Origin of the sequence: Barnesiella intestinihominis YIT 11860 (assembly GCF_000296465.1) — a bacterium.
Classification (GTDB): domain Bacteria; phylum Bacteroidota; class Bacteroidia; order Bacteroidales; family Barnesiellaceae; genus Barnesiella; species Barnesiella intestinihominis.
In genome coordinates this window covers 636,769-660,099 of record NZ_JH815205.1, presented here as the reverse complement: position 1 = coordinate 660,099, position 23,331 = coordinate 636,769, and the positions used below count along the sequence as shown (strand labels likewise).

Below are 23,331 nucleotides of genomic sequence, written 5' to 3'. Positions count from 1 at the left end.
GACGGGAAAAGAGGCCGGAGGATAATTTTAAGTAAGATATTAAAAATAAAACTGAGAGTGTGTTCGTAAAACACACTCTCAGTTTTATGTCGGTTGGCAAATCTACTTGTTTACAATATCCCTTGTGCCATCATCGCTTTGGCTACTTTCATGAAGCCGGCGATATTGGCTCCTTTCACATAATTGGTATAAGAGTCGCTTTCTTTACCGTAGCGGGTACACTGTTCATGAATATCGTGCATGATTTGTTTCAGTTTTTGGTCTACCTCTTCGGCTGTCCAGCTTATTTTCATTGAGTTTTGTGTCATTTCCAATCCGCTTACCGAGACACCTCCTGCATTGGCGGCTTTACCCGGAGCATATAAAATTTTGGCTGCGAGGAATTGTTCGATAGCTTCGGGAGTAGAAGGCATATTTGCACCTTCCGAAACGGCGAAACAGCCGTTGGCAAGCAGGGTACGGGCGTCGTCGCCATCTAGCTCGTTCTGTGTTGCGCTAGGCATGGCTATGTCGCATTTTTCTCCCCACGGACGTCCTCCTTCTACGTATTTACAGCCATATTCTTCGGCATATTCACGAATGCGTCCTCGATAGAGGTTTTTCAGTTCGAAGATGTAAGCCAGTTTCTTTTCATCGATTCCGTCTGGATCGTAGATATAACCGTCGCTATCGGACATGGTGACAACTTTGGCTCCGAGGGAGATAAGTTTTTGCACCGTATATTGAGCGACATTTCCCGACCCCGATACGGTGACTACTTTCCCTTTAATATCTATTCCTTTGGTTTTAAGCATTTCGAGTAGGAAATATACATTTCCGTATCCTGTGGCTTCCGGGCGAATAAGTGAGCCTCCGAATTCAAGACCTTTTCCGGTGAATGTCCCGGTATTTTCGCGGGCCAGCTTTTTATACATACCATACATGTAGCTTACTTCCCGACCGCCTACACCTATATCACCGGCGGGTACGTCGGTATCTGGGCCTATATGCCGCCAAAGTTCGGTAACGAATGCTTGGCAGAATCGCATGATTTCCATGTCCGATTTTCCTTTGGGGTTGAAATCCGATCCGCCTTTTCCTCCGCCCATAGGTAAAGTAGTCAAGGCATTTTTGAAGGTTTGTTCAAAAGCAAGGAATTTCAAGATCGAAGGATTGACCGATGAGTGAAAACGGATGCCTCCTTTATACGGACCGATGGCGTTATTGTGTTGGATACGATATCCCATATTGGTATGGACTTGACCTTTGTCATCGACCCAAGTTACCCGAAATGAAAACATTCTATCGGGAATGCACAACCGTTCGATCAGGTTGTAACGATCGAATTCGGGATGTTCGTTATACACATCTTCGATAGTCGATAACACTTCTTCCACTGCTTGGTGGTACTCCGGTTCGTTAGGGAAACGGCGTTTTAATTCGCTCAATACTTCTGTTGTTTTCATTGATAAGTATGTTTTTTGAGTTTTGGAAAGTCCCTATAAATATGTAATCTTTCTCTTTGATTTCGTTGCAAAGATAATACAAAATACGTAAAATGAAAGCATTTTCTTATAAAAACTTTCACTTTACAATAAAAATGATAAAAATCTATCTGTTTGTATACTATTGGTGTTGTAGTTGCGGCAAAATTGATATGATATTATTTCTTTGTCGGAAATAAATTCATTGTTGCAGCGGTTTCCAGCATAAAAAGTCGTGCCGGTTCATATTCATTGGGAATTTTTCCGTCGAGTATGGCCTCTTTGATAGCCGATAAAATTTCACCTACGGGACGGGACGGCGGTAACCCGAAGGTTTCCATGATTTCTTCTCCCCGTATCGGGAGCTTCATATTGCGTATGCTGTCTTTTTCTTCTATTTCTCGCAGTTTGGTTCGCACCAATTCGAAATTGTCGCGGAATCGTTTCACCTTTTCTCTGTTTTTGGAGGTAATATCCGATTCGCAAAGAAACATCAAATCGTCTATGTCATCGCCGGCATCGAACAAGAGTCTTCTTACGGCCGAGTCGGTAACGACCTCTTCGGCGAGGACGATAGGTCTCATGTGCAATCCTACGAGTTTCTGTACGTATTTCATCTTCTCATTGAGCGGTAGTTTCATTTTGCGGAAAATACCGGGAATCATTTTTTCTCCTATGAAATTGTGATTGTGGAATGTCCAACCCAAGCGGGAATCATAGCGTTTGGTACGTGGTTTCCCGATGTCGTGGAGTAGTGCAGCCCAACGTAACCATTCGTTGCGGCTGCGTAGTGCCACATTGTCGAGGACGGCGAGCGAATGATAAAAATTGTCTTTATGTCCTCGTCCTTCGATTGTTTCTGTTCCTTTGAGTGCGGCGACTTCGGGAAAAATGATAGGCAGCAGTTTACAGTCGTCTAATAAAATAAATCCCCGAGAGGGAATATCCGAACGTATGATTTTGCCGAGTTCGTCGATGATGCGTTCTTTCGAAATGATTTCGATTCGTTTTCGGTTTCGTTCGATGGCTGCGAATGTCTCTTTCTCGATGTGGAAATTTAGCTGAGTGGCAAATCTGATAGCACGCATCATGCGTAAGGGGTCGTCGCTGAATGTAATGTCAGGATCGAGGGGGGTGCGAATAATTCCCTTTTTCAGATCGTTCATACCGTCGAATGGATCTACGAGCATGCCCCAATGCTCTTTGTTCAGGCAAAGAGCCAAAGCATTGATGGTGAAGTCTCTTCGGTTCTGGTCGTCTTGCAGGCTTCCGTCTTCGACTATCGGTTTACGCGAGTCATGGCTGTATGACTCTTTTCGAGCTCCGACAAATTCTATCTCTATATTTTCTTTCTGGTCACTGTATTTTACTTGTGCTGTTCCGAAGTTCCGAAATGTCGACAGGTGGGCCCGTTTCCCCAGTTTGGTCGTTACAGCCTCGGCGAGTTCTATACCGCTGCCTAAGGTTACGATGTCGATGTCTTTGGACGGTCGGTCCAGAAAAATATCGCGTACATATCCTCCGATGACGAAACACGGGCGATTCATCTCATCGGCGACTTCACCGATGAGATGAAATATCGGGTCGTTCAAATGGTCGAGTATAAGATCGTTGTCGGTTTGCATGGTTATTGGTAAAATAGCTTATAAATGTGTTGGTTTTTACGGGTTGCGACAAATGCGACCGGGTTTAATACCAGTCGAGTCGGCTGTAAGAGTTTCCTCGTTTGTCATATTTGAGGTCTTGCAATAAAGACGATTTCACGCTAATGTGGAAATTGTATGATTTGTAAGGTCCCACAGGGACGAAACTGGCACTCATCGACCAGCAATGCAAGTCTCGGGTGATGTTACAGTTCATATAGGCAATTTTCTTGGCGTCGAAATCATAGCTAGCCGAGAAGTTAAAAGACCAGTTTTTCGTAAAGTTGATATTCCCCGAAAAACTTAGGTTTTGGGTAAACCGGCCGTTGTATTCCATTTTCTTTTTGTTGAAAGACCCATATCCGTAATTGACCGAATAGTTGATAGATAGACTCCACGGGACCTCCCAAATCGCATAACCGTCGGCCCCGAATTGTGTGTCCGATTCTTCCGAGGCTGTATCGTCTTCCGGCTCTTCATTCGGGTCGGGTGGCAGTGTATTGGGTTGTGGTTGAGGCTGTTTGTTGTCGTTTTTTTTCTTGTCCTTCTTTTTAAAAGTATCGTTGTTGAAGGTATAGGAGAAAGATGTTCCTGTACTGGACAAACGGCCTAATCCCTTGCCTACGGTCCACCGGGGTTTGTTCACTCGTACAGGGTTTCCGTAACTGTCCAATTGATAAGTATAGGTATCCCATGTCGCACTCATTTGTAGATTAAACCCTTTGGTTAGTTTAATGAGTATTGAGGTGTTCAGGTTACTCCATTTCATGGAGTCGGCAGCCATATTATAACTCATATTGGCCGATAGGTTTTCGATTAGGGATATTTTGCGAACTCCTGTCGAGTCGCGGTCCGATTTGACTTTCATTTCCAAATTGTTCGATACCGAGAACGATACTGTTCCCTGTTTTCCTTGTGACACTGTGCCGAATATTCCGTTTGAGAAAGGAGAATATTTTTCGGTCACCGTTTCTCCTCGCTCGTTTACGTAGGAAAGTGTTTTCCAAAAACCATATCGGGGAGAACTGAAATCGGGGGCAGCGCTGAACGATATAGACGGAGTGAAAATGTGTCGTATGGCCTGTACTTTGTCGCCGAATATTTTCCACGGTTTGTAGAATCCGTATAGTTTGGTATCTGCGCTTAACGAACCGTAATAATTAAATACGTTGTAAAATCCGTAGGTCGTGTCTTGAACTATTTTTGACTGCTGTGTATCCCATTCTCTCATAACTTTGTTGGTGTACATACGGTCGGTAAAGTTGAAGCTGGCAGTCAGGTTGAGATATTTGAATACATTGAAAGTCGCCGATATGGGAATGTTGTGATACATACCGTTTCGCCAGTCTTTAATCAGATTCGATTTAAGTATCTGGTCTTGCTTGGTGAGAATCGAGTTTTGGAAACGACCGCTATACGACATTTGTATTTTTTCATACCAACGTTCATTGCCCACGACCGATTTCCGTTTGAATGGGTAAATTTGCCCCATTGACACGGTTAAATTGGGAAAAGAAACATTTAGTGTCGAGTCTTGCGTACGTTGAGTGATATTGGCGGTTGCCGAAAAACTCCATGACGAGTTAGGAATACGGTAGGTCATGTTTACCGTAGAACTTTTGGTGTTTTCGGTAAAGCTGTTGGAATTGTAATAGCTGTTCAAATCGTTTCGGGTATATCCGCTGGTTGTGAAATTAACGCTTGCCGATAACGACATGTTCGGGTTGTTTTTAGTGTCTTGGGTATGGGTCCATGCTATTTTGAAGTTCTTCATTTTTGAATAGTCTGGCAATCCTTTATCTCCGGTAATGGTTGTGATGAAACTCAAATCGAAGTTACCGGAATATTTGTATCGTTTGATATAGGCCGAACGGGCGTTGATACCCCATGAACCTTTTGTGTAAATTTCACCGGTCAGTGCAAGGTCTATGTAATCGTTGATGGCAAAATAATAACCGCCGTCACGCAAATAAAATCCTCGTGCCAGTTCGTCTCCGAAAGTGGGAACGATAATACCCGATGAATATTTTTCGGTGAAAGGGAAGAAGCCGAACGGAATGGCGAGTGGAAGAGGAACATCGGCCAGTACCATATACGCCGGCCCCGTTACGATATTCTTTTTGGGACGGACTTTCGCTTGGGTTAATTGCAGATAAAAGTGCGGGTGATCGTGATTGTCGCATGTCGTGTAACGTCCGCTTTTCATGTAGAATTCGTCATTCTCCATTTTTTTGGTTTGTCCGCCTGTCAAGTAACCTTCGCCTTGTTGGGTGACAATATTGGTAATATATCCCTTTTTTGTCTTGAAATTATAATTCATGGTTTCCGATTCGTACTCTCCGCTTTTATCCTTGAAAACGGGACGGCCCACTATATCTCCCACAGAGTCGGGACGACCCACGGCGTAGACTAAGCTACTGTCCATGTTCATCTCGATTTGATCTGCATTGAGCTCCATGCCATCGAACTGTACTACCCCTTTTCCGTACATGTACACCTCGTTACCGTGGGTGAAAACGATAGAATCGTTGGCCTTGTAATCGACAACCGATGTCAAACCGGCTTTCTTTTTCTTGGGTGAGACAGAATCATTGGCAAGCGAATCGACTCCTAACGAATCCGATTGTAACGAATCTTTGGAAATACTGTCTAAAAGTGTTATCGGTTTATTTGATAATAAAGTAACACTATCTTTGCTCGTGGTGGAATCGAGTGAAGTCACTTCGCTATAAGACGGATGCCTGTCTTGTGCGATGAGCGACACAAACAGTGAGGAGCATAGAAGAGATAAAAGTATAGCGTATTTTTTGCTGTCTTTTGGCATCCGGCTGTCAATCTGTAATCAACTCGCAAAAATACACATTTTCCATGACTTATCGGCGTTTGGGCTTTATTTAATATATTTTATTCAATGTTCAGAGTATCTTCTTTTTATTGATTGTATAGGTTTCTATAAAAACAGAGTGGCCATTTCGTCGAAACGGTGTAGAGACGCATCGCCATATTTAGCAACGCTTTTACGAACTTTATCGAACGGTTTTTCTTGGTCGGGAGTAGATTTCGAATAAAACTTGTCGGCGAAGCAAACGAGTTTTTCTTCGAGACTTATAGGGCACATGTCACGGTGTGGAAGCGGGAGGTTTTGGGAGATGATGTCATCGACCGTCAGTCCGGTTCCTGTGTGTCGTTCACAAACGAGAGCGTGTTTGGGATATCCTTCATTTCGAAGAAGTTCGGCTCCTATAATGCCGTGACGGATATAGGGCTCTTCTCCTGTACAGTAAATCGAAGGAGCATGGGTGAGGTATACGCCGATGTCGTGAAGCATGGCGGCTTCGTAAACAAAGTCCGAATCGATATTTAATTCTGGGTGGACTTGGGCTAGTTTCAGGGCTTTTTCGGCAACCAGTTTGCTATGGGACCATACGCTGTTATAAAGAGGCGTTCCGGGTTGATAGTATTTTTCGAAGATTTGTTGGATATTCATGGTTGTCACTGAAAAAATGTGTTATAAAAGCGACAGCCCGAAAGAGTGTCTCTCCGGGCTGCCGTTGTATAATCTTGTAGTTATTCTACGATAGTAATCCATTTGTGAGTATCGGGTTCGTCGCCATATTGTATAGCGCGTAACTTATTGTATAGCTTTTCGCAAATAGGACCGGGTTTACCGTCTTTGGAGAAAATATACGATTTGTTTTCATCGAGGTCGTCTATACGGGCGATAGGACTGATGACAGCAGCTGTTCCACAGGCTCCCGCTTCGTCGAATGTCCCGATTTCATCTTCCGGTATTTGTCGTACTTCTACCGTCATGCCCATGTCCTCGGCAAGTTGCATGAGGCTTTTGTTGGTGATTGAAGGGAGAATGGACGTCGATTTCGGGGTGATATAGCTGTTTCCCCGAATGCCGAAGAAGTTGGCCGGGCCGCATTCGTCGATATATTTTTTCTCTTTGGCGTCCAGATAGAGTACGGCGGAATATCCCAGTTCATGGGCTTTTTCGCCAGCCACTAAACTGGCTGCGTAATTCCCTCCTACTTTGTAGCGTCCTGTTCCGAGTGGAGCGGCGCGGTCGTATTGACGGAGTATCGCCATAGGGGTAGGTTTGAAACCCTCTTTGAAATAAGGACCTACCGGAGATACGAAGACGATGAACAAATATTCTTTGGCCGGTTTGACTCCTACCTGTGCCGATGTCCCTATTAGTAATGGGCGTATATAGAGTGAAGCTCCGCTTTCGTAGGGAGGTACGAACCTTTCGTTCTTCTTGACTACGGTTAGTATGGCTTCGTTAAACTTCTCTGTGGGCAGTTCGGGCATCATGATTCCCCGGCAGGAACTCTGCAAGCGAGCTGCATTCTCGTCCATACGGAAAATGCGGATTTTTCCGTCTTTACCCCGAAAGGCTTTCATTCCTTCGAATGCCTCTTGTCCGTAATGAAGGCAAGTGGCTGCCATGTGTATTTCGAATGTTTGTGAGCTGGTAACTGTAATGTCGCCCCATTTCCCGTCTTTGTAAATACACCGTACATTATAATCGGTAGGCATATAGCCGAATGACAGGTTTGACCAATCGATACTTTCCATTGTTTCGGTTTTTAAGTTTAACTTTATAGGGACAAAGTTAAACTATTTCATGAAATATTGAAACAATGTTTAAGGTTTTATTTTTGTAATATCGATTTGAAGTAAAAAGGATATATTAAAGAGCAATCTTTTGTGTTTGTCCCTCTATTTTAACTAAATAAATACCTCGGACACCTATTTTTAATTCAGAGAGGCCGGGATTGATGGTCCGGTCGGTTACGATCTGTCCTAATATCGTGTAGACTACTACTTGTACTTTGCGTGGGGTACGAATATAAATACTTCCGTCCTTGCTCGAAACCTCTATGGGAGCTTCTTGGACGGGTTCATTTTGACGGTTGTCGTCGATCTTCCAGATCTCTTTCTCCATAGTTGTTTGAGCTACGGCCGTTGGAAGGACGAAGCCACTGAATACTAACGCGAAAAAGACTGCGTAAAGATACTTCATAACAACACTATCTAAAAATAGAATGTCTTGCAAATCGATATGTTTCACTCGATTATGCCGGTATGGCATCTATTTATATCTCTTGCAAAGATAGCTCTTTTTTGTAGTATTGTATAGGATAAGGCGTTAAATATGATGGGTATGCTCTTTAAAATTTGTAAGTCCGCTTAGGATTTTTGGGAAACCAGCCCTTTTGCACGCGTTTTTCTTGTTCGAAGATTTCTTTAATCGACCAAAAAGAAGAAAAGGCAAAAACACCCAACAAGGACGATATAACTACATTTTCAATGCATAGAGACGATATCACGCCTGCTATCCCCAAAAATAAAAATAACCACCAACAACGAGTACTCCAATAGTATTCGGCTTTGACAACTATGGGGTGGAACATTCCGATGATTAGAAATGTGCAGATTCCAATAACGAGGCCTTGCAGATGATTGTCGATTATAAAATCCATTGTGTAAAGATTAAAAGTTCTAATAAAAGATAATATCGTCTGTTTTGCATTTTATGCAAAGATAGTGTAAACTATAAGCCAAAGCAAGTTTGGTGAATTAGATTGGGTTCTCGGTGGTTCCTATCTTTTGAAACAGTAAAAATTCCCGATTGAAAATAGAACTTTCGATCGGGAATTTGGTTCATAGTAAATCAAATTTCTTTGAAACAACTCCTCGGTGCTTGACAGACCGGACATTTGAAATCGTCTGGCAATTCTCCTTCGTGAATGTATCCGCATACTTCGCAAATGTACTTTTTCCCAGAGTTTGGTTTCGGATCTTCTGGGGAAACATTTTCCTCCTTGATGTAGGTCGGTGCGTTTTGGGGAGCTTTTCCTTTAATTACATGGTGATAGTAGGCGTAAGTCATAGGAGTACCATTGTCGGGAATGGTATTGAGGACGCGGGCAAAAATTACGTCGTGAGTTTCGTTGTCGGCAATGTGCAATACCTCGCAGATAATATGTCCCGAAAATATCCCTGATAAGATGGGGACATCGTTTTGCCACTCATAATCGTAATTTGTGTATTTGTTTCGGTCTCGGCCGCATTGAAACCCGAAAGTAGTGATTAAAGATGTGTCGCTTTCTTCTGCGAGAATAGCTAAGCTGAATTTCCCATGTCGTACGATTATATCGTGGGTATAATTGTTTTTGTTCATGGAAATAGCGACAATGGGATTTTCACTGGTTACTTGAAAACAAGTATTTATGATACACCCCGTAGGGCGGCCGTTGTCATTAGTGCCTACGACATATAGCCCGTAGGTGAGGTTTCGTAATGCTGTAATATCCATAATTAAAGAATATCGGTCTACCCGATAAGGGCAGACCGATGGGTTGTTTTGAGATTTTTAAAACTGAATTTTAATAGTTATTTTTCTTGCGTTCGAAGAAAGCTTGCGGGTGAGCGCATGCGGGACATACTTCGGGCGCTTTTTTGCCACGGAACACATATCCGCAGTTGCGGCATTGCCATTCGATTTCTTCGCTGTCGGAGAACACGGTTCCGTTTTCGATGTTTGATAACAGTTTGCGATAGCGTTTCTCGTGTTCTTCTTCTACTTTGGAGACGTTACGGAATGTGTGTGCGATAGCGGGGAATCCTTCTTCGTCGGCGATTTTGGCAAATTCGGGATAAAGATCTACCCACTCTTCGTTTTCACCTTCTGCTGCCGCTTTCAGGTTTTCAGCGGTTGTTCCGATTACGCCGGCAGGGTAGGAGGCTGTGATTTCGACCATACCACCTTCGAGAAATTTAAAGAACTTTTTGGCATGTTCTTTTTCCTGTTCGGCTGTTTCCATGAAAATGGCGCTGATTTGTTCATAACCTTCTTTTTTTGCTACGCTGGCAAAAAAAGTGTAACGAGTACGAGCTTGCGATTCTCCGGCGAAAGCTTTCAATAAGTTCTGTTCTGTTTTTGTTCCTTTAATACTACTCATAGCATTCTTTGTTTTTGATGTGTTTTTAATTCTGGTACAAATATAATTAGAATAATTCTAAAATTGAAATATTTCTAATTCAAAAAACGATTATTTAAGAAAGTTTTATAATTATGGGTAAAGATAAAATTTTTTTGTGAATAAACAAAGATTACAAAGGGAATAAGATAGGTATGATTTTTAAGTGAAAAAATTTGTTCGCGACAGGTTTTTAGGTGTTGTAAAAAATATAAATGGATATGTTCTAAAACATTTTAAATGTACGGTTTGCCCATAGAATAACGATAAATCGTATTTTATATATTATTGTTATAGTGAAATTGTGACATTTTTGTTGCTGTATATATTCATTCTTTTTTTATTTTTGTGACTAAAATAAGATAGAGGCATTTGGAACATACCGATGTTATGTTTCGAATGAATCACAAAAATGCTCCACCATGATAGTAGAAAAATTGCCGGGGACAGATGCGCGGCTATATGCCCTTGTTGCGCCGTTAGTTATGAGTGTTCCCATTATTCGTCAGAACAATAATTATCCGTTTAAAACCTCTCGTAAACACCTTTGGTTCATCGCTTTGGAACGAGGCGAGGTAAAAGGTTTTATGCCTGTTGAAAGAAAAACTGCGGGAGCTTGTATCGATAATTACTATTTGGCGGGAGATTCTTCCGAATTGTTGACTTCTCTTATCGAAAAAGCGAAAGAAGAGTTTGCCCAAGACTGCACTCTTTATGCGATTTCTCATGTTCGGCATGTTGATGCCTTTCGGGCGTGTGGATTTTCTGAATTGAAAACGTGGAAATTGTATGTAAAAATGGTGTATGAGGCAAATGGAGAATCTGAGAAGCAGTGTGTATGAAGTCGTTTTGGAGCGATTGAATCGGATATTTTCCGATTTTGATAATGTGTATGTTTCTTTTTCGGGAGGAAAAGATAGCGGTGTGCTTCTTAATTTATGTATCGATTATATTCGTCAGAATAAATTGAATCGTAGATTGGGGGTATTTCATATCGACTATGAAGTCCAATATGAGGAGACGACGCGTTATGTAGACAGAGTATTGGCATCTAATTCCGATATATTAGATGTATATAGGATTTGCGTCCCGTTCAAGGTTACGACGTGTGCTTCGATGTATCAAAACTATTGGCGCCCGTGGGAGGACTCTATGCGCCCGTTATGGGTAAGAGAAAAACCAGAAAACTGTTATACGAAAGAAGATTTCGATTTTTATACAGATGATTTATGGGACTATGAGTTTCAGATTAAGTTCGCCGAATGGTTGCACAAGCGGAATGCGGCTCGCAGGACTTGTTGTCTCATCGGCATTCGCACACAAGAAAGTTTCAATCGTTGGCGCACGATTCATAGCGATAAGAATTACAGGAAGTATAAAGGTTTGAAGTGGATTCGTGAGATGAAATATGGCATTTGCAATGCCTATCCCATACACGATTGGCTGACGACCGACGTGTGGGTCGCTAACGGCCGGTATCATTGGGATTATAACAAGCTGTACGATCTCTACTATCGAGCTGGGGTCCCGTTGGATAAGCAAAGGGTGGCCAGCCCGTTTATATCGCAGGCCATATCGAGCCTCCGTTTGTATCGTGCGATAGACCCGGATATGTGGGGGAAAATGGTAAGTCGGGTCAATGGGGTGAATTTTGCCGGATTGTATGGGAATACATCTATGATGGGCTGGCATTCTATCAAACTTCCACCCAATATGACATGGGAAGGATATTTGGATTTTTTGTTGAAAACGCTTCCGGAAAACACTCGTAAAAATTACCAGCGAAAATTGTCGGTGAGTATGAACTTCTGGCGGGATAAAGGGGGGTGTCTGGCAGATGAAACCATTCGAAAGCTGGAAAAGATGGGAATTCCTATTACCGTAGGTGACCATTCCAATTACAGGACCGAGAAAAAACCTGTACGAATGGAATATTTAGACGATATTGATATCCCCGAATTTAAAGAACTCCCCACATTTAAACGCATGTGTATATGTATTCTTAAAAACGATCATACATGCAAATACATGGGCTTTTCTTTGAATAAGGCCGAGAAAGAACAAAAAGAACGAGTGATGGAAAAATATAAAGCATTGATTTGAAAAATGGAAAAGTATAAAAGTCCGGTTTACAATGTGATTGCTGTTCCCGTGGAAAAAGTGGTCGCCAATACGTATAATCCGAATATTGTTGCTCCGCCCGAGATGAAATTACTCGAACTTTCTATTTGGGAGGACGGATATACGATGCCCTGTGTGTGTTATTATATTCCGGAGAAAGACCAGTATGAACTGGTTGACGGGTTTCATCGCTATAAAGTTATGAAAACCTCCAAGCGTATATATGACAGGGAAAAGGGTTTGTTGCCGGTGGTGGTGATAGATAAAGACCTTTCGAACAGAATGGCTTCTACCATACGGCATAATAGGGCGAGAGGTACGCATTGTATCGAATTGATGTGCGAAATTGTTTCGGAGTTGACGAAAGCCGGTATGTCCGATAGCTGGATTATGCGGAATATTGGTATGGATAAGGACGAATTATTACGGTTTAAACAAATATCCGGGTTAGCCGAATTATTTGCCGATAAGGAGTTTAGCTTGACGAAAGAGATATAAAATAATTATTTATTGTTGTTATACTGGATTTTGGGTCGTTGATGCATTTATAAACTGATTATAATTCCAAAGAATCTACATACCTCCGGCATATTTTCTTATTTCTGTTTAAGGCAAAGATAGCGAAAGGTGAGTGCAGAGGCAAACGGAAATTCCATTTCCGATTTGACTATGCCGAACCGCAGCCTGTCTTCGTATTCACAAAGATAGGGGAACAATATAATGCAATAAAACAGGTGGATATTTTTTTCTGATAATTTTGATAGAAACAAAAAAACAGAGCCTTTATTAAAGGCTCTGTTTTTTAGAAAGATAGATGATTATACATTACATAATACCTCTTTCGCGTAATTTCAATTGCCATTTCCAAGCAGAAGCAAGCGTGTCTTCGATGCTTTCTTGTGCTGTCCAGCCTAGAACTTTATTCGCTCTTTCAGGGTTAGCCCACACTTGTTCTATATCGCCTTCTCGACGTCCTACTATTTTGTGAGGAACTTTTACCCCCGTAGCTTTTTCAAATGCAGAAATTAGTTCGAGCACGGAAACCCCTCGCCCCGTACCGAGGTTGAATATCTCGATAGCTTCGGGCGATTTATTTTCAAGCATACGATTCATGGCTGTCACATGAGCTTTTGCAAGATCTACGACGTTGATGTAATCGCGAATGCAAGAACCGTCGGGAGTATGATAATCGTCGCCGAATACGCTCAATTCTTTGCGAATACCGATGGCGGTTTGGGTCAAGTATGGGATAAGGTTTTGGGGAACGCCGTTGGGCAGTTCTCCTATTTCGGCGGTTGGGTGTGCCCCTATCGGGTTGAAATAACGGAGAATGATCGATTTGAAAGGAGCGCTGGCATGAATGGTATCTTTAATAATTTCTTCGCAAATCTGTTTGGTATTGCCGTAGGGCGATAAGGCGGGTTTGATAGGAGCCGATTCGTCTACCGGTAAAACGTCTGGTTGTCCGTAAACGGTACAAGACGATGAAAATACGATTCCTTCTACGCCATATTCCGGCATTAAAGTTAATAAATTAACAAGAGACATTAGATTGTTGCGGTAATAGAGCAAAGGTTTTTGAACCGATTCGCCCACTGCTTTGCTCGCCGCGAAATGTATGATCCCTTTTATTCCGGGATTCTCTTTAAAAAGCTGACGCAAAGCCTCCATATCGGTACAGTCGGCTTGAACGAACGTAGGACGTTTGCCTGTGATACGTTCGATTCCGTCGAGTACTTCGATGTTAGAGTTGGATAGATTGTCGATGATGACAACTTCGTAACCTGCATTTTGCAGTTCTACTGTGGAATGAGACCCGATGTATCCCGTTCCTCCGGTAACCAAGATTTTTCCTTTCATGGTGGTTGGTGTGTTTAAATTCTTTATTATGAATTGCAAAGATACAAAAAGGTGAGTGTAAAGACAAACGGAAATTCTATTTCCGATTTGGCTATGCCGAACCGCACCTATCTTCATAGTGACAAAGATAGCGAAAGGAGAGCGGAGAAAAAACGCTTCCCCGATTTTTTGTTTCGAGAGGAATAATTTCGTAAAGGCTTGTAGGTAAGAAAATAAAATGTTAACTTTGCCCCGCTTTTTGAAAATTCCGTGTGATGGGAAATTAAGGAGCAGTGAAAGCTTAATTTTGAGTAACACAAAACAACACAACGATGAAAACATTTCAATTGAATGGTACGGCCCGTACCGATTTGGGCAAGAAAGCAGTAAAAGGTTTGCGTAAGCAAGGATTGATTCCCGCAGTGCTGAATGGTGGCGAGTTGGTAGAATTGCCTTATCAAGGAGCGCTCAAACCCTGTGAAAAGTTGGTAGAACTTCCCGGTGGTAAAAAAGGTATTATCGTTACCGATTTCACTGTGACTAAGGATGCCGTTCGTAAATTGGTTTATACTCCCGATATTTTTGCAGTCGAGTTGACTATCGATGGTGAAAAAAAGATGGCGGTATTGAAAGATTTGCAATTCCACCCTGTAACCGATGCTATTCTGCACATGGATTTCTTGGAAGTATCCGATAAGAAACCCGTTGTTATGGAAGTTCCGGTTCAACTCGAAGGACACTCCGAAGGTGTACGTGCCGGTGGTAAATTGAGTTTGTCGATGAGAAAACTGAAAGTAAAAGCCATCTATTCCAATATCCCCGAACGTTTGGTAATCAATATCGACAATTTGGGATTGGGTAAAACCTTGCAAGTGGGAGAACTCCATTTCGAAGGTTTGGAATTGATGAACGCCAAGAATGCCGTAGTTTGTGCGGTTAACTTGACTCGTGCCGCTCGTGGTGCGCAAGCTGCCGCTAAATAACGATCGATAAACCTGTTTTATTGATGAAATATCTGATTGTAGGGTTGGGGAATATCGGTTATGAATACGAGAATACCCGACATAACATAGGATTCAGAGTATTGGACGCCTTAGCTAAGGCGTCCAATCTCGTTTTTACCGATGGACGTTACGGTGCTACATGTGAACTTCGGTTAAAAGGACGTGTGTTGGTTTTGTTGAAACCTTCGACCTATATGAATTTGAGCGGAAATGCGGTTCGGTACTGGTTGCAAAAAGAAAATATACCGGTAGAGAATATGCTTGTCGTCGTAGACGATTTGGCTTTGCCGTTTGGTACATTGAGATTGAAACCCAAAGGCAGCGATGCCGGTCATAATGGATTGAAACATATTTGCGAAATATTGGGTACACAATGCTATGCCCGTCTTCGATTCGGTATAGGGAATGATTTTCCGCGAGGGGGACAAATAGAGTTCGTTTTGGGATCTTTTCCTCCGGAAGAGGAGAAGCAACTCCCCGAAAAGTTGGAACGAGCCGGCGAGATTATCAAGAGTTTTTGTTTAGCCGGCGTGCAGCAAACTATGAATCAATATAACAATAAATAGCAGATATGGCGAAAGACGAGGTAAGAATTGATAAATTCATGTGGGCTACCCGCATTTTTAAAACTCGTACCATAGCGACCGAAGCCTGTAAAAAGGGAAGGGTAATGCTCGACGGAGTTGCGGTGAAGCCTTCCAGAATGATCAAAGTTGGCGATGTCATACAGGTGAGAAAACCGCCTGTAGCATATTCTTTTCGAGTTTTGGCTCTCTCCGAAAATCGTATGGGGGCAAAATTAGTTCCCGGGTATTTGGAGAATATCACTCCGCCGGAACAATACGAATTGCTCGAAATGGTGCGTATAGGAGGTTTTGTCAATCGCCAAAAAGGATTGGGACGACCGACGAAAAGAGACGGTCGTCAAATGAAGCAATTCCTCGAATCGGAGTATGCCGATGATGGATTCGATTTTGATTTCGATTTCGAAGATGACGACTTGGACGAATAGGGGATAGCGGAATGTATTTCCCATTGGGTAAAGTCGAATATTTAAATTTTCTAAAAAAGAAAGGATCGTATAACTCCTCTGAAATAATCTCCCTTACCTTTGTCTGCAAGATTAAGTCTTATGTGGGCGAAAAAACTGAAAATACTATTCGTTTGTTTGGCCGGTTGTCTGGCTGTTTTTTCGACGGTGATTCCTCATCACCATCATGAGAATGGTATGATCTGCTGGGTAATCGATGCCGCAGAGTCGGGAGATACCCATTCGTCCGATGTCCCCGAAAAGGCTGGCGATTGCAGCGGTTGTAGTTGGTTTGCATATAAGGCTCCGGTCGATATAGTTTCTTTAAATCAATACCTTACATTAAAGTTTGCCCCGGTAAAAATTTTGTTGGGGACGTGGGCTATGTTGTCCGATTTCGTTATCGACAGTTTGGAAGTATCTCCCTGTTTCGGTATTTACATCGAGCGGCTGCATACATTTACTTTTCTTAAAACGTTGGGGCTGCGGGCTCCTCCCGTCGCATAGGTATAAATATCTCTTAATTCCATAAGAGAGAATTCGTTCGGTATTTTTGTATTCGAACTGATAACTATTATTTATTCCATAATTAATTATACCTATGAAACGAAATATTATATTCTCAATTCTTTTCACTTATATATTCTGGGGGTGTTCGGGTTCGTCTTCTTCTCACAGTGATGAACATGAGCATCAACATAGCGATCATATAGAAGCTCATGATCATAATCACGACGAACACGAAGGTCATGACCATGAAGCCGAAGAACATAGCGACGAGATAATTTTGAAAAAAGCCGAGGCCGAAGCCATAGGTTTAACGACCAAGACTATCCGTCCCGAAAAATTTCATGGCGTTATTTCTTGCTCGGGAACTTTGTTGGCTGCGCAGGGAGATGAAGTAACCGTTGTTTCGCCGGTTGCCGGTGTGGTTTCATTGGCCGGTAAACATATTACCGACGGTAGTTCGGTTGCCAAAGGCAGTGTGTTGTTGAATGTTTCTGCCGAGAAGATGGCTACCGGAGATCCGGCTAAACGGGCTTATATCGATTACGAAACTGCTCGCAAGACCTATGAGCGTGCTCAGGAGTTGGTAAAGGATCAGATCATTTCCCGACAGGAATACGAACAGATATATAAAGACTATGAGACGGCGAAATTGGCTTATGAAGCCATTGGCGGAGGAAAGTCGGGCAGTGCCGTGAAAGCCCCTATGGGAGGTTATTTGAAAAATATCATGGTGAAAGACGGTGATTTTGTAGAGATGGGACAACCGCTGATGACCCTTTCGCAAAATAAACGTTTACAATTGCGGGCCGAAGTTCCTCAACGTTATTATAAGGAATTGCCAGCGGTTGTTTCGGCCAATTTCAAGACACCTTATGACGACCGGGTGTATGAGCTTTCTCGGTTGAACGGGCGATTGTTGAGTTACGGAAAGGGAACTTTGGCGGGAGGTGCTTATATCCCCGTGGTTTTCGAATTGGACAATAAGGGCGAGATAGTTCCCGGAGCCTACATAGAAGTCTTTTTGTTGACGACATCGATCGATAATGCGATCGTGGTTCCTGTTTCGGCACTAACCGAGGAACAAGGGCTCTATTTCGTCTATTTGCGTTTGGACGAAGAAGGGTATAAAAAGCAAGAAGTTACAGTCGGAAATTCCGATGGCGAGAATGTGAGAATATTGTCCGGTTTGCACGAAGGCGACCAAGTCGTTACACGGGGTGTCTATCAGGTAAAACTCGCCGCCAATAGCGGAGTGATTCCCGAAGGCCATTCGCACAACCACTAATACATTACAGCCATGTTGAATAAAATTATCCGATATTCTTTGAACAATCGGCTGCTGATTTTAGTGGCATCTGTATTGTTACTTTTTGCGGGATTGTACACATCTATGAAAATGGACGTCGATGTCTTTCCCGATTTGAATGCTCCTACGGTAGTCGTCATGACCGAGGCTCCGGGTATGGCGCCCGAGGAGGTGGAACGGTTGGTGACCTTCCCCGTAGAAACCGCATTGAACGGAGCGACCGATGTGCGTAGGGTACGTTCCTCCTCGACGACCGGGTTTTCGGTGGTTTGGGTGGAATTCGATTGGGGAACCGATATTTATCGGGCACGGCAGATTACTTCCGAGAAATTGGCTGTTGTGGGTGAAAGTTTGCCCGAGGGAGTGGGAACTCCCACATTAGGCCCTCAATCCTCTATTCTTGGCGAGATGATGATTATCGGTCTGACGTCCGATTCTACATCTTTGAGAGATTTGCGCACGTTGGCCGATTGGACTATCCGTCCCCGCTTGCTTTCTATCGGCGGTGTGGCTCAGGTTACGGTTATCGGCGGCGAGATGAAGGAATACCAGATTCTTTTGGACTTGCCCCGTATGAAACAGTACGGTGTCACATTGGACGAAGTTCTCAATGCTGCTCGTGAGATGAACCGGAATGCCAACGGAGGTATTTTGTATGAATATGGCAATGAATACATTGTACGGGGAGCTGTCGCTACGACCGACGTCGATGCGATTGCCAAAGCCGTGGTAAAACGGGTCGATGGCGTTCCTGTGTTGATGGGCGACGTTGCCGAGGTGAAGATAGGAGACAAAGCCCCTAAATTGGGTACGGCTTCGGTTCGGGCCAATCCTGCCGTTTTGCTGACAGTTACCAAGCAGCCCAATACGAGTACTCTCGACCTCACGGAAAAACTGCTTTCTTCGATGGACGAGTTACAGAAAAATATGCCGGCCGATGTCACGGTTTCGACCGATATATTCCGTCAGTCTCATTTTATCGAGAGTTCCATAAACAATGTACAAAAGTCCTTATACGAAGGGGCTATATTCGTAGTGATCGTTCTGTTTTTCTTCTTGATGAATGTGCGTACGACGCTCATTTCGTTGGTCGCTTTGCCGTTGTCTTTACTGTTCTCTATATTGGCGCTCCATTTTATGGGGTTGACCATCAATACGATGAGCCTCGGGGGTATGGCCATAGCCATAGGATCTTTGGTCGATGATGCCATTGTCGATGTGGAGAATGTATATAAACATCTGCGGGAAAATCGACTGTTGCCACTGGGACAACGAAAGCCGATTGTCGAAGTCGTGTTCGAGGCCTCGCGCGAGGTGCGTATGCCTATTCTCAATTCTACATTGATTATTATCGTCACTTTTATTCCGCTCTTTTTCCTGACCGGTATGGAAGGCCGCATGCTCGTGCCTCTCGGTATCGCTTTTATCGTCGCGTTGTTTGCATCGACAGTCGTTGCATTGACGTTGACGCCGGTACTGTGCAGCTATCTGCTAGGCAAAGGAAAGACCGATAAGGATATTAGTCGTGAGCCGTTTGTCGCCCGTACTTTGAAAAAATATTATGGGCAAGCTTTGGAGTGGGCGCTGCGTCACCGTACCGGTGTGTTGGGCGGAACTATCGCCCTGTTTGTGGCTGCCATGATTACCTTTTTCACGTTGGGACGTAGTTTCTTGCCTCCTTTTAATGAAGGTTCGTTTACAATCAACGTGAGCACTTTGCCCGGTATCTCGTTGGAGGAATCGGACAATATCGGTCGTCGGGCAGAAGAACTTCTACTTGAAGTTCCCGAGATACAGACTGTTGCCCGGAAGACGGGGCGTGCCGAACTCGATGAACATGCTTTGGGCGTGAATACCTCCGAGATAGAAGCCCCCTTTGTATTGGGAGACCGTTCGCATGCCGAGGTCGTTGCCGATGTACGCAAAAAACTGTCGGTGATTCCGGGGGTGAATATCGAGATTGGACAACCCATTTCTCACCGTATCGACGCTATGCTTTCCGGTACTCAGGCACGTATTGCCATTAAACTTTTCGGCGATGATTTGAATCGCATGTTTATGTTGGGCAATCAGATTAAGAAGAATATTTCGGCAATCGATGGAGTGGTCGACTTGAATGTGGAGCAACAAATCGAACGCCCGCAATTGAAAATCACTCCGCGTAGGGAAATGCTTGCTCGTTATGGCGTATCGCTGTCCGAGTTTGCCGAATTTATCGATGTCGCATTGGCTGGCGAGGTTGTGTCGCAGGTGTACGAAGGAAGCCGCACATTCGATTTGACGGTAAAAGTAAAAGACGATGAACGTTCTTCGGCGGCCAAGATAGGAGATTTGATGGTCGATACCCAGGACGGGAAAGTTCCATTGAGTTATCTGGCGGAAATCAAGTCCGCCACAGGACCCAATACGATTAATAGGGAGAATGTGAAACGTAAGATTGTCATATCGGCCAATGTCAGCGACCGCGATTTGCGTAGTGTAGTGGACGATATAAGGGAACGTATCAAAGAAACCGTGGTGCTCCCCGAAGGTTATTTCATCGAGTATGGAGGACAGTTTGAAAGCGAGGCGGCAGCTTCTCGTACGCTTTCGTTCGTTTCGCTTTTTTCTTTGCTGGTTGTATTCTTGTTGTTATACAATCAGTTCCGAAGCGTATCGCAGTCGGCGGTCATCTTGCTGAATCTTCCGTTGGCACTTATCGGAGGCGTGTTTATCTTGCGCTTTACGACCGGAGAGATAAGCATACCGGCTATTATCGGATTTATTTCTCTTTTCGGAATCGCCACGCGTAACGGTATGTTGTTGGTTTCGCACTATAATACGATGCTGTCCGAAGGTAATTCGTTGCACGATACCATTTTAAGAGGTTCGCTCGACCGGTTGAACCCCATATTGATGACGGCACTCACATCGGCTCTTGCACTCATTCCTTTGGCTTTGGGTGGCGATTTGCCGGGGAATGAAATACAAAGCCCTATGGCAAAAGTCATTTTAGGAGGATTGATAACTTCGACTTTCCTCAATGCTTTTGTCGTTCCGGTCGTTTATTGGATTATGAACCGTAAAAAAGAAAATCGATGAGAAATAGCTTTTTATGTCTTTTTGTATTCGCTGTTGCGAATATGGGAGCACAAAATAATATGGCGGATATATTGGCTTCTATCGAAACGAACAATCCCGAATTGAAAGCCGGGGCTCAAATCGTTTTGAGTCAGAAAGCCGAAGTATCTTCACAGAACACATTGGAAGACCCTAACTTCGAGTTCGAACATTTATGGGGAGCCGACAATGCCAAAGACCGCAAGTACGATATTTCGGTTTCCCAGTCGTTCGATTTTCCTTCGCTATATGTTCAGCGGAATAAAATAGGGAATTTGAAACGTACTTTGTACGATGGGCAGCAGGCTGTTTTGCGACAACAAATATTGTTGCAGGCAAAGGAGCTGTGTTTGCAGGTGATCTATTTGAATCGTTGTATTCGGTTGGGAAACGAGAGGCAAGCTGCCGCCGACGAGTTGGTCAAACTATATCGTGAACGGCTGACCTCTGGCGATGCCAATATTCTGGACGTGAATAAAATCGAAATCGAGCAGTTAAATATCACGACGAGCAATATACAACGCCGGAATGAGCTGGCCGCTTGTCTGGCGCAGTTGCAGGCGTTGAATGGCGGTGAGCCGTTGAACTTGGCGGAGTCGGCTCTGACGGAATATTCCGATAGGGAGTTGCCGGCATCGTTCGATGACTTGAAAGAACAGGCGTTGCAATCCGATCCCGAATTACAAATGTTGCGGCAGGAAAACCAGATTGCCGGTAAGGAGGTCTCTCTCAACCGGGCAGGCTGGCTGCCGAAGTTCGAGCTGGGCTATCGTCATGCCTACGAATTGGGCGAGCGTTTCAACGGATTATCCGTGGGTGTTTCCATTCCTTTGTTTGCCAATCGCAAGAAAGTGAAGATAGCCAAAGCACAAGCGCTGGCCGGTTCTTTCACCGTTAATAACAAGGAGTTGCAGACGTTGGCGGCGTTGCAGTCTTCCTATAACGAAGCGGTTGCATTGAAAGATAATCGGGAGAGATATGAGTTGTTGACTCGGCAGAATAATTTTGAATTGTTACAGAAGGCTTTGGCATCCGGCAAGATCTCGATGGTGGAGTACTTGGTAGATGCTACGCAACTTTATGAAGCTTTTGAGAATAAACTCTCTTTGGAATATGAGTATCAGTTGCGATTGGCTCGTATGTATAAATTCGAATTATAGGCTTTTCGGGAGATTAGGTTAGAGATGCTTTCGGGGTTCGACCGAATCCCGAAAGCATTTTTTGTTTTACGGGATACGGCGGTGTCGGATTATCGCATGTAGACGGATATTAGGCGCAGAGGTAACGGCAGATTCTCTTTCCCGGTGAGAGCGTGGGAAGGGAACTTCGTCAAGGTGATATAAGACAGATGTTTCCGAAGAGCCGGGATAACATTTTGTCGGAGATTCTCATGGTCCCCGGACAGGGACAGTTCGTCTTCCCCGGCATGGAATCCCAATTGTTTCCAAGCGTTTAATAGATAATATATACCGTCGTTGATATGGCGTATGCGAAAGCTGTTGGATAGCAGGAAGCCCTGTTGGTTGAAACAAAACAAATCGATATGGTCGGTTTCCCAGTGAACATACATTTTAGATGTATATCCCAAGCGGCTTTTCCTGAAAAAGTATTCGCACGCCGGAGCCAGCCTGTGTAGCAGTGCGGGGCGGTCTAACGTGCGCTTCACGAAAGACGACAGCTCTGTGTTCAGGTCGAAAAGTATTTTCGCTCCCGTTTGAGGTAGGTCGGTCGAAATCAAAGTTCCCTCGCTGTCTGGAAAACAAAAATCGAAATAGAGAGGATTGTCCTCCGTCGAAGCGAATGCGTCGGGGATAAAGATAAACCGAGGAGAGTCGGCTATGAAAAAGACTTTCTCGAACGGACGGGTCAATATGGGTTGGGAGAAAACCGCCTCTTCGATAGAAAGAACTCCCTTTTCTGAGGTCAGCGATAAACGTTCCGTTACGATTTCGTCACGATTCTCCGTGTGTTGTAATAAAATATACAGATACGAACCGTCGGCATACATCGCCAAGATGTATTTGTGACTCTCTTTTATCGGTCGGTTCAGTGCCTCTATCGGTTCCATCGTCAATTTGTTTTAACTGTCTTTGTGCAAACAGAGCAAGGTATCTCCGGGTTTAGCCTCTTCCCCTGTGTTTTGCAAGGCAAAATATAGGAGAGGCGGCACGTAGTGCAAAGGGTCGGGTGGTTGGAAATAACCGTTGTCTGCCTTCGTATTTGTTGCAAATATAGTGAAAGGAGAGCGCAGAGGCAAGCGAAAATTACATTTTCGGCTTGACTATGCCGAACCGCCTCCGATATTCTACAAATATAGTGAA

The 23,331-nt window shown here is 43.8% G+C and carries 21 protein-coding genes; 10 read left to right on the top strand and 11 right to left on the bottom strand.

Translation table 11 applies throughout. From position 1 onward, the window contains the following. Nucleotides 1-110 precede the first annotated feature (110 nt). The 9 genes from HMPREF9448_RS11675 to rbr form a co-directional block, all read right to left on the bottom strand. Nucleotides 111-1,445 carry an NADP-specific glutamate dehydrogenase gene (locus HMPREF9448_RS11675; protein ID WP_008862780.1) on the bottom strand — a complete coding sequence of 445 codons (1,335 nt, stop codon included), beginning with the start codon at nt 1,443-1,445 and terminating at the stop codon, nt 111-113. Between the two features lie 197 nt (nt 1,446-1,642). Further along, nucleotides 1,643-3,088 carry a CCA tRNA nucleotidyltransferase gene (locus tag HMPREF9448_RS11670; protein WP_008862779.1) on the bottom strand — a complete coding sequence of 482 codons (1,446 nt, stop codon included), beginning with the start codon at nt 3,086-3,088 and terminating at the stop codon, nt 1,643-1,645. A 64-nt stretch (nt 3,089-3,152) separates the two neighbouring features. Then, nucleotides 3,153-5,930, bottom strand: a complete 2,778-nt coding sequence (locus tag HMPREF9448_RS11665; RefSeq protein ID WP_008862778.1) for a putative LPS assembly protein LptD — start codon at nt 5,928-5,930, stop codon at nt 3,153-3,155. Between the two features lie 126 nt (nt 5,931-6,056). Beyond that, nucleotides 6,057-6,593, bottom strand: a complete 537-nt coding sequence (locus HMPREF9448_RS11660) for an HD domain-containing protein (protein WP_040296188.1) — start codon at nt 6,591-6,593, stop codon at nt 6,057-6,059. 80 nt (nt 6,594-6,673) lie between these two features. After that, nucleotides 6,674-7,720 carry a branched-chain amino acid aminotransferase gene (locus HMPREF9448_RS11655; RefSeq protein WP_262483666.1) on the bottom strand — a complete coding sequence of 349 codons (1,047 nt, stop codon included), beginning with the start codon at nt 7,718-7,720 and terminating at the stop codon, nt 6,674-6,676. 88 nt (nt 7,721-7,808) lie between these two features. Next, nucleotides 7,809-8,141: a DUF6383 domain-containing protein gene (locus HMPREF9448_RS11650; RefSeq protein WP_157260374.1), complete on the bottom strand. Its 333-nt coding sequence runs from the start codon at nt 8,139-8,141 to the stop codon at nt 7,809-7,811. 148 nt (nt 8,142-8,289) lie between these two features. Next, on the bottom strand, nt 8,290-8,601 hold the full coding sequence (locus HMPREF9448_RS11645) for a DUF4491 family protein (RefSeq protein ID WP_008862774.1): 312 nt from the start codon (nt 8,599-8,601) through the stop codon (nt 8,290-8,292). A gap of 191 nt (nt 8,602-8,792) precedes the next feature. After that, nucleotides 8,793-9,437, bottom strand: a complete 645-nt coding sequence (locus HMPREF9448_RS11640) for a flavin reductase family protein (RefSeq protein WP_008862773.1) — start codon at nt 9,435-9,437, stop codon at nt 8,793-8,795. Nucleotides 9,438-9,507: 70 nt separating this feature from the next. Beyond that, the gene (gene rbr, locus HMPREF9448_RS11635; RefSeq protein WP_008862772.1) at nt 9,508-10,083 is read right to left on the bottom strand and encodes a rubrerythrin; all 576 of its coding nucleotides are present in this window, start codon (nt 10,081-10,083) and stop codon (nt 9,508-9,510) included. Nucleotides 10,084-10,523: 440 nt separating this feature from the next. Between rbr and HMPREF9448_RS11630 the strand changes: the two genes are divergently transcribed. From HMPREF9448_RS11630 to HMPREF9448_RS11620, 3 genes are read left to right on the top strand one after another with little or no spacing between them, the layout of a single operon-like run. Further along, nucleotides 10,524-10,943 carry a hypothetical protein gene (locus HMPREF9448_RS11630; protein ID WP_008862771.1) on the top strand — a complete coding sequence of 140 codons (420 nt, stop codon included), beginning with the start codon at nt 10,524-10,526 and terminating at the stop codon, nt 10,941-10,943. Further along, nucleotides 10,915-12,204, top strand: coding sequence for a DUF3440 domain-containing protein (locus HMPREF9448_RS11625; protein WP_040296187.1), 1,290 nt, complete (start codon nt 10,915-10,917; stop codon nt 12,202-12,204). Before HMPREF9448_RS11630 ends, HMPREF9448_RS11625 begins: the two co-directional genes overlap by 29 nt. Before the next feature lie 3 nt (nt 12,205-12,207). Beyond that, nucleotides 12,208-12,720, top strand: coding sequence for an IbrB-like domain-containing protein (locus HMPREF9448_RS11620; protein ID WP_008862769.1), 513 nt, complete (start codon nt 12,208-12,210; stop codon nt 12,718-12,720). A gap of 327 nt (nt 12,721-13,047) precedes the next feature. Here the strand turns inward: HMPREF9448_RS11620 and galE are convergent, their stop codons facing one another. Beyond that, entirely contained in the window at nt 13,048-14,082 is a 1,035-nt protein-coding gene (gene galE / locus HMPREF9448_RS11615) for a UDP-glucose 4-epimerase GalE (RefSeq protein ID WP_008862768.1), read from the bottom strand. Between the two features lie 311 nt (nt 14,083-14,393). Here galE and HMPREF9448_RS11610 point away from each other — a divergent pair, with 311 nt between their 5' ends. From HMPREF9448_RS11610 to HMPREF9448_RS11580, 7 genes are all read left to right on the top strand, one after another. Then, nucleotides 14,394-15,044 (top strand): 50S ribosomal protein L25/general stress protein Ctc, encoded by a 651-nt coding sequence (locus HMPREF9448_RS11610; RefSeq protein WP_008862767.1) that lies wholly within the window; start codon nt 14,394-14,396, stop codon nt 15,042-15,044. 23 nt (nt 15,045-15,067) lie between these two features. Then, nucleotides 15,068-15,631, top strand: a complete 564-nt coding sequence (gene pth, locus HMPREF9448_RS11605) for an aminoacyl-tRNA hydrolase (protein ID WP_008862766.1) — start codon at nt 15,068-15,070, stop codon at nt 15,629-15,631. A 5-nt stretch (nt 15,632-15,636) separates the two neighbouring features. Continuing rightward, nucleotides 15,637-16,077, top strand: a complete 441-nt coding sequence (locus HMPREF9448_RS11600; protein ID WP_008862765.1) for an RNA-binding S4 domain-containing protein — start codon at nt 15,637-15,639, stop codon at nt 16,075-16,077. A 120-nt stretch (nt 16,078-16,197) separates the two neighbouring features. Next, a complete protein-coding gene (locus HMPREF9448_RS11595) occupies nt 16,198-16,602 on the top strand; it encodes a DUF6769 family protein (protein WP_008862764.1) in 405 nt (134 codons plus the stop codon). 94 nt (nt 16,603-16,696) lie between these two features. Continuing rightward, nucleotides 16,697-17,890, top strand: a complete 1,194-nt coding sequence (locus tag HMPREF9448_RS11590) for an efflux RND transporter periplasmic adaptor subunit (RefSeq protein ID WP_008862763.1) — start codon at nt 16,697-16,699, stop codon at nt 17,888-17,890. Between the two features lie 12 nt (nt 17,891-17,902). Further along, nucleotides 17,903-20,992, top strand: a complete 3,090-nt coding sequence (locus tag HMPREF9448_RS11585) for an efflux RND transporter permease subunit (RefSeq protein WP_008862762.1) — start codon at nt 17,903-17,905, stop codon at nt 20,990-20,992. Beyond that, nucleotides 20,989-22,170: a TolC family protein gene (locus tag HMPREF9448_RS11580; RefSeq protein ID WP_008862761.1), complete on the top strand. Its 1,182-nt coding sequence runs from the start codon at nt 20,989-20,991 to the stop codon at nt 22,168-22,170. Before HMPREF9448_RS11585 ends, HMPREF9448_RS11580 begins: the two co-directional genes overlap by 4 nt. A gap of 89 nt (nt 22,171-22,259) precedes the next feature. Here HMPREF9448_RS11580 and HMPREF9448_RS14275 read toward each other — a convergent pair whose 3' ends face one another. Then, nucleotides 22,260-23,078: a DUF3822 family protein gene (locus HMPREF9448_RS14275; protein WP_008862760.1), complete on the bottom strand. Its 819-nt coding sequence runs from the start codon at nt 23,076-23,078 to the stop codon at nt 22,260-22,262. Between the last annotated feature and the right edge of the window lie 253 nt (nt 23,079-23,331).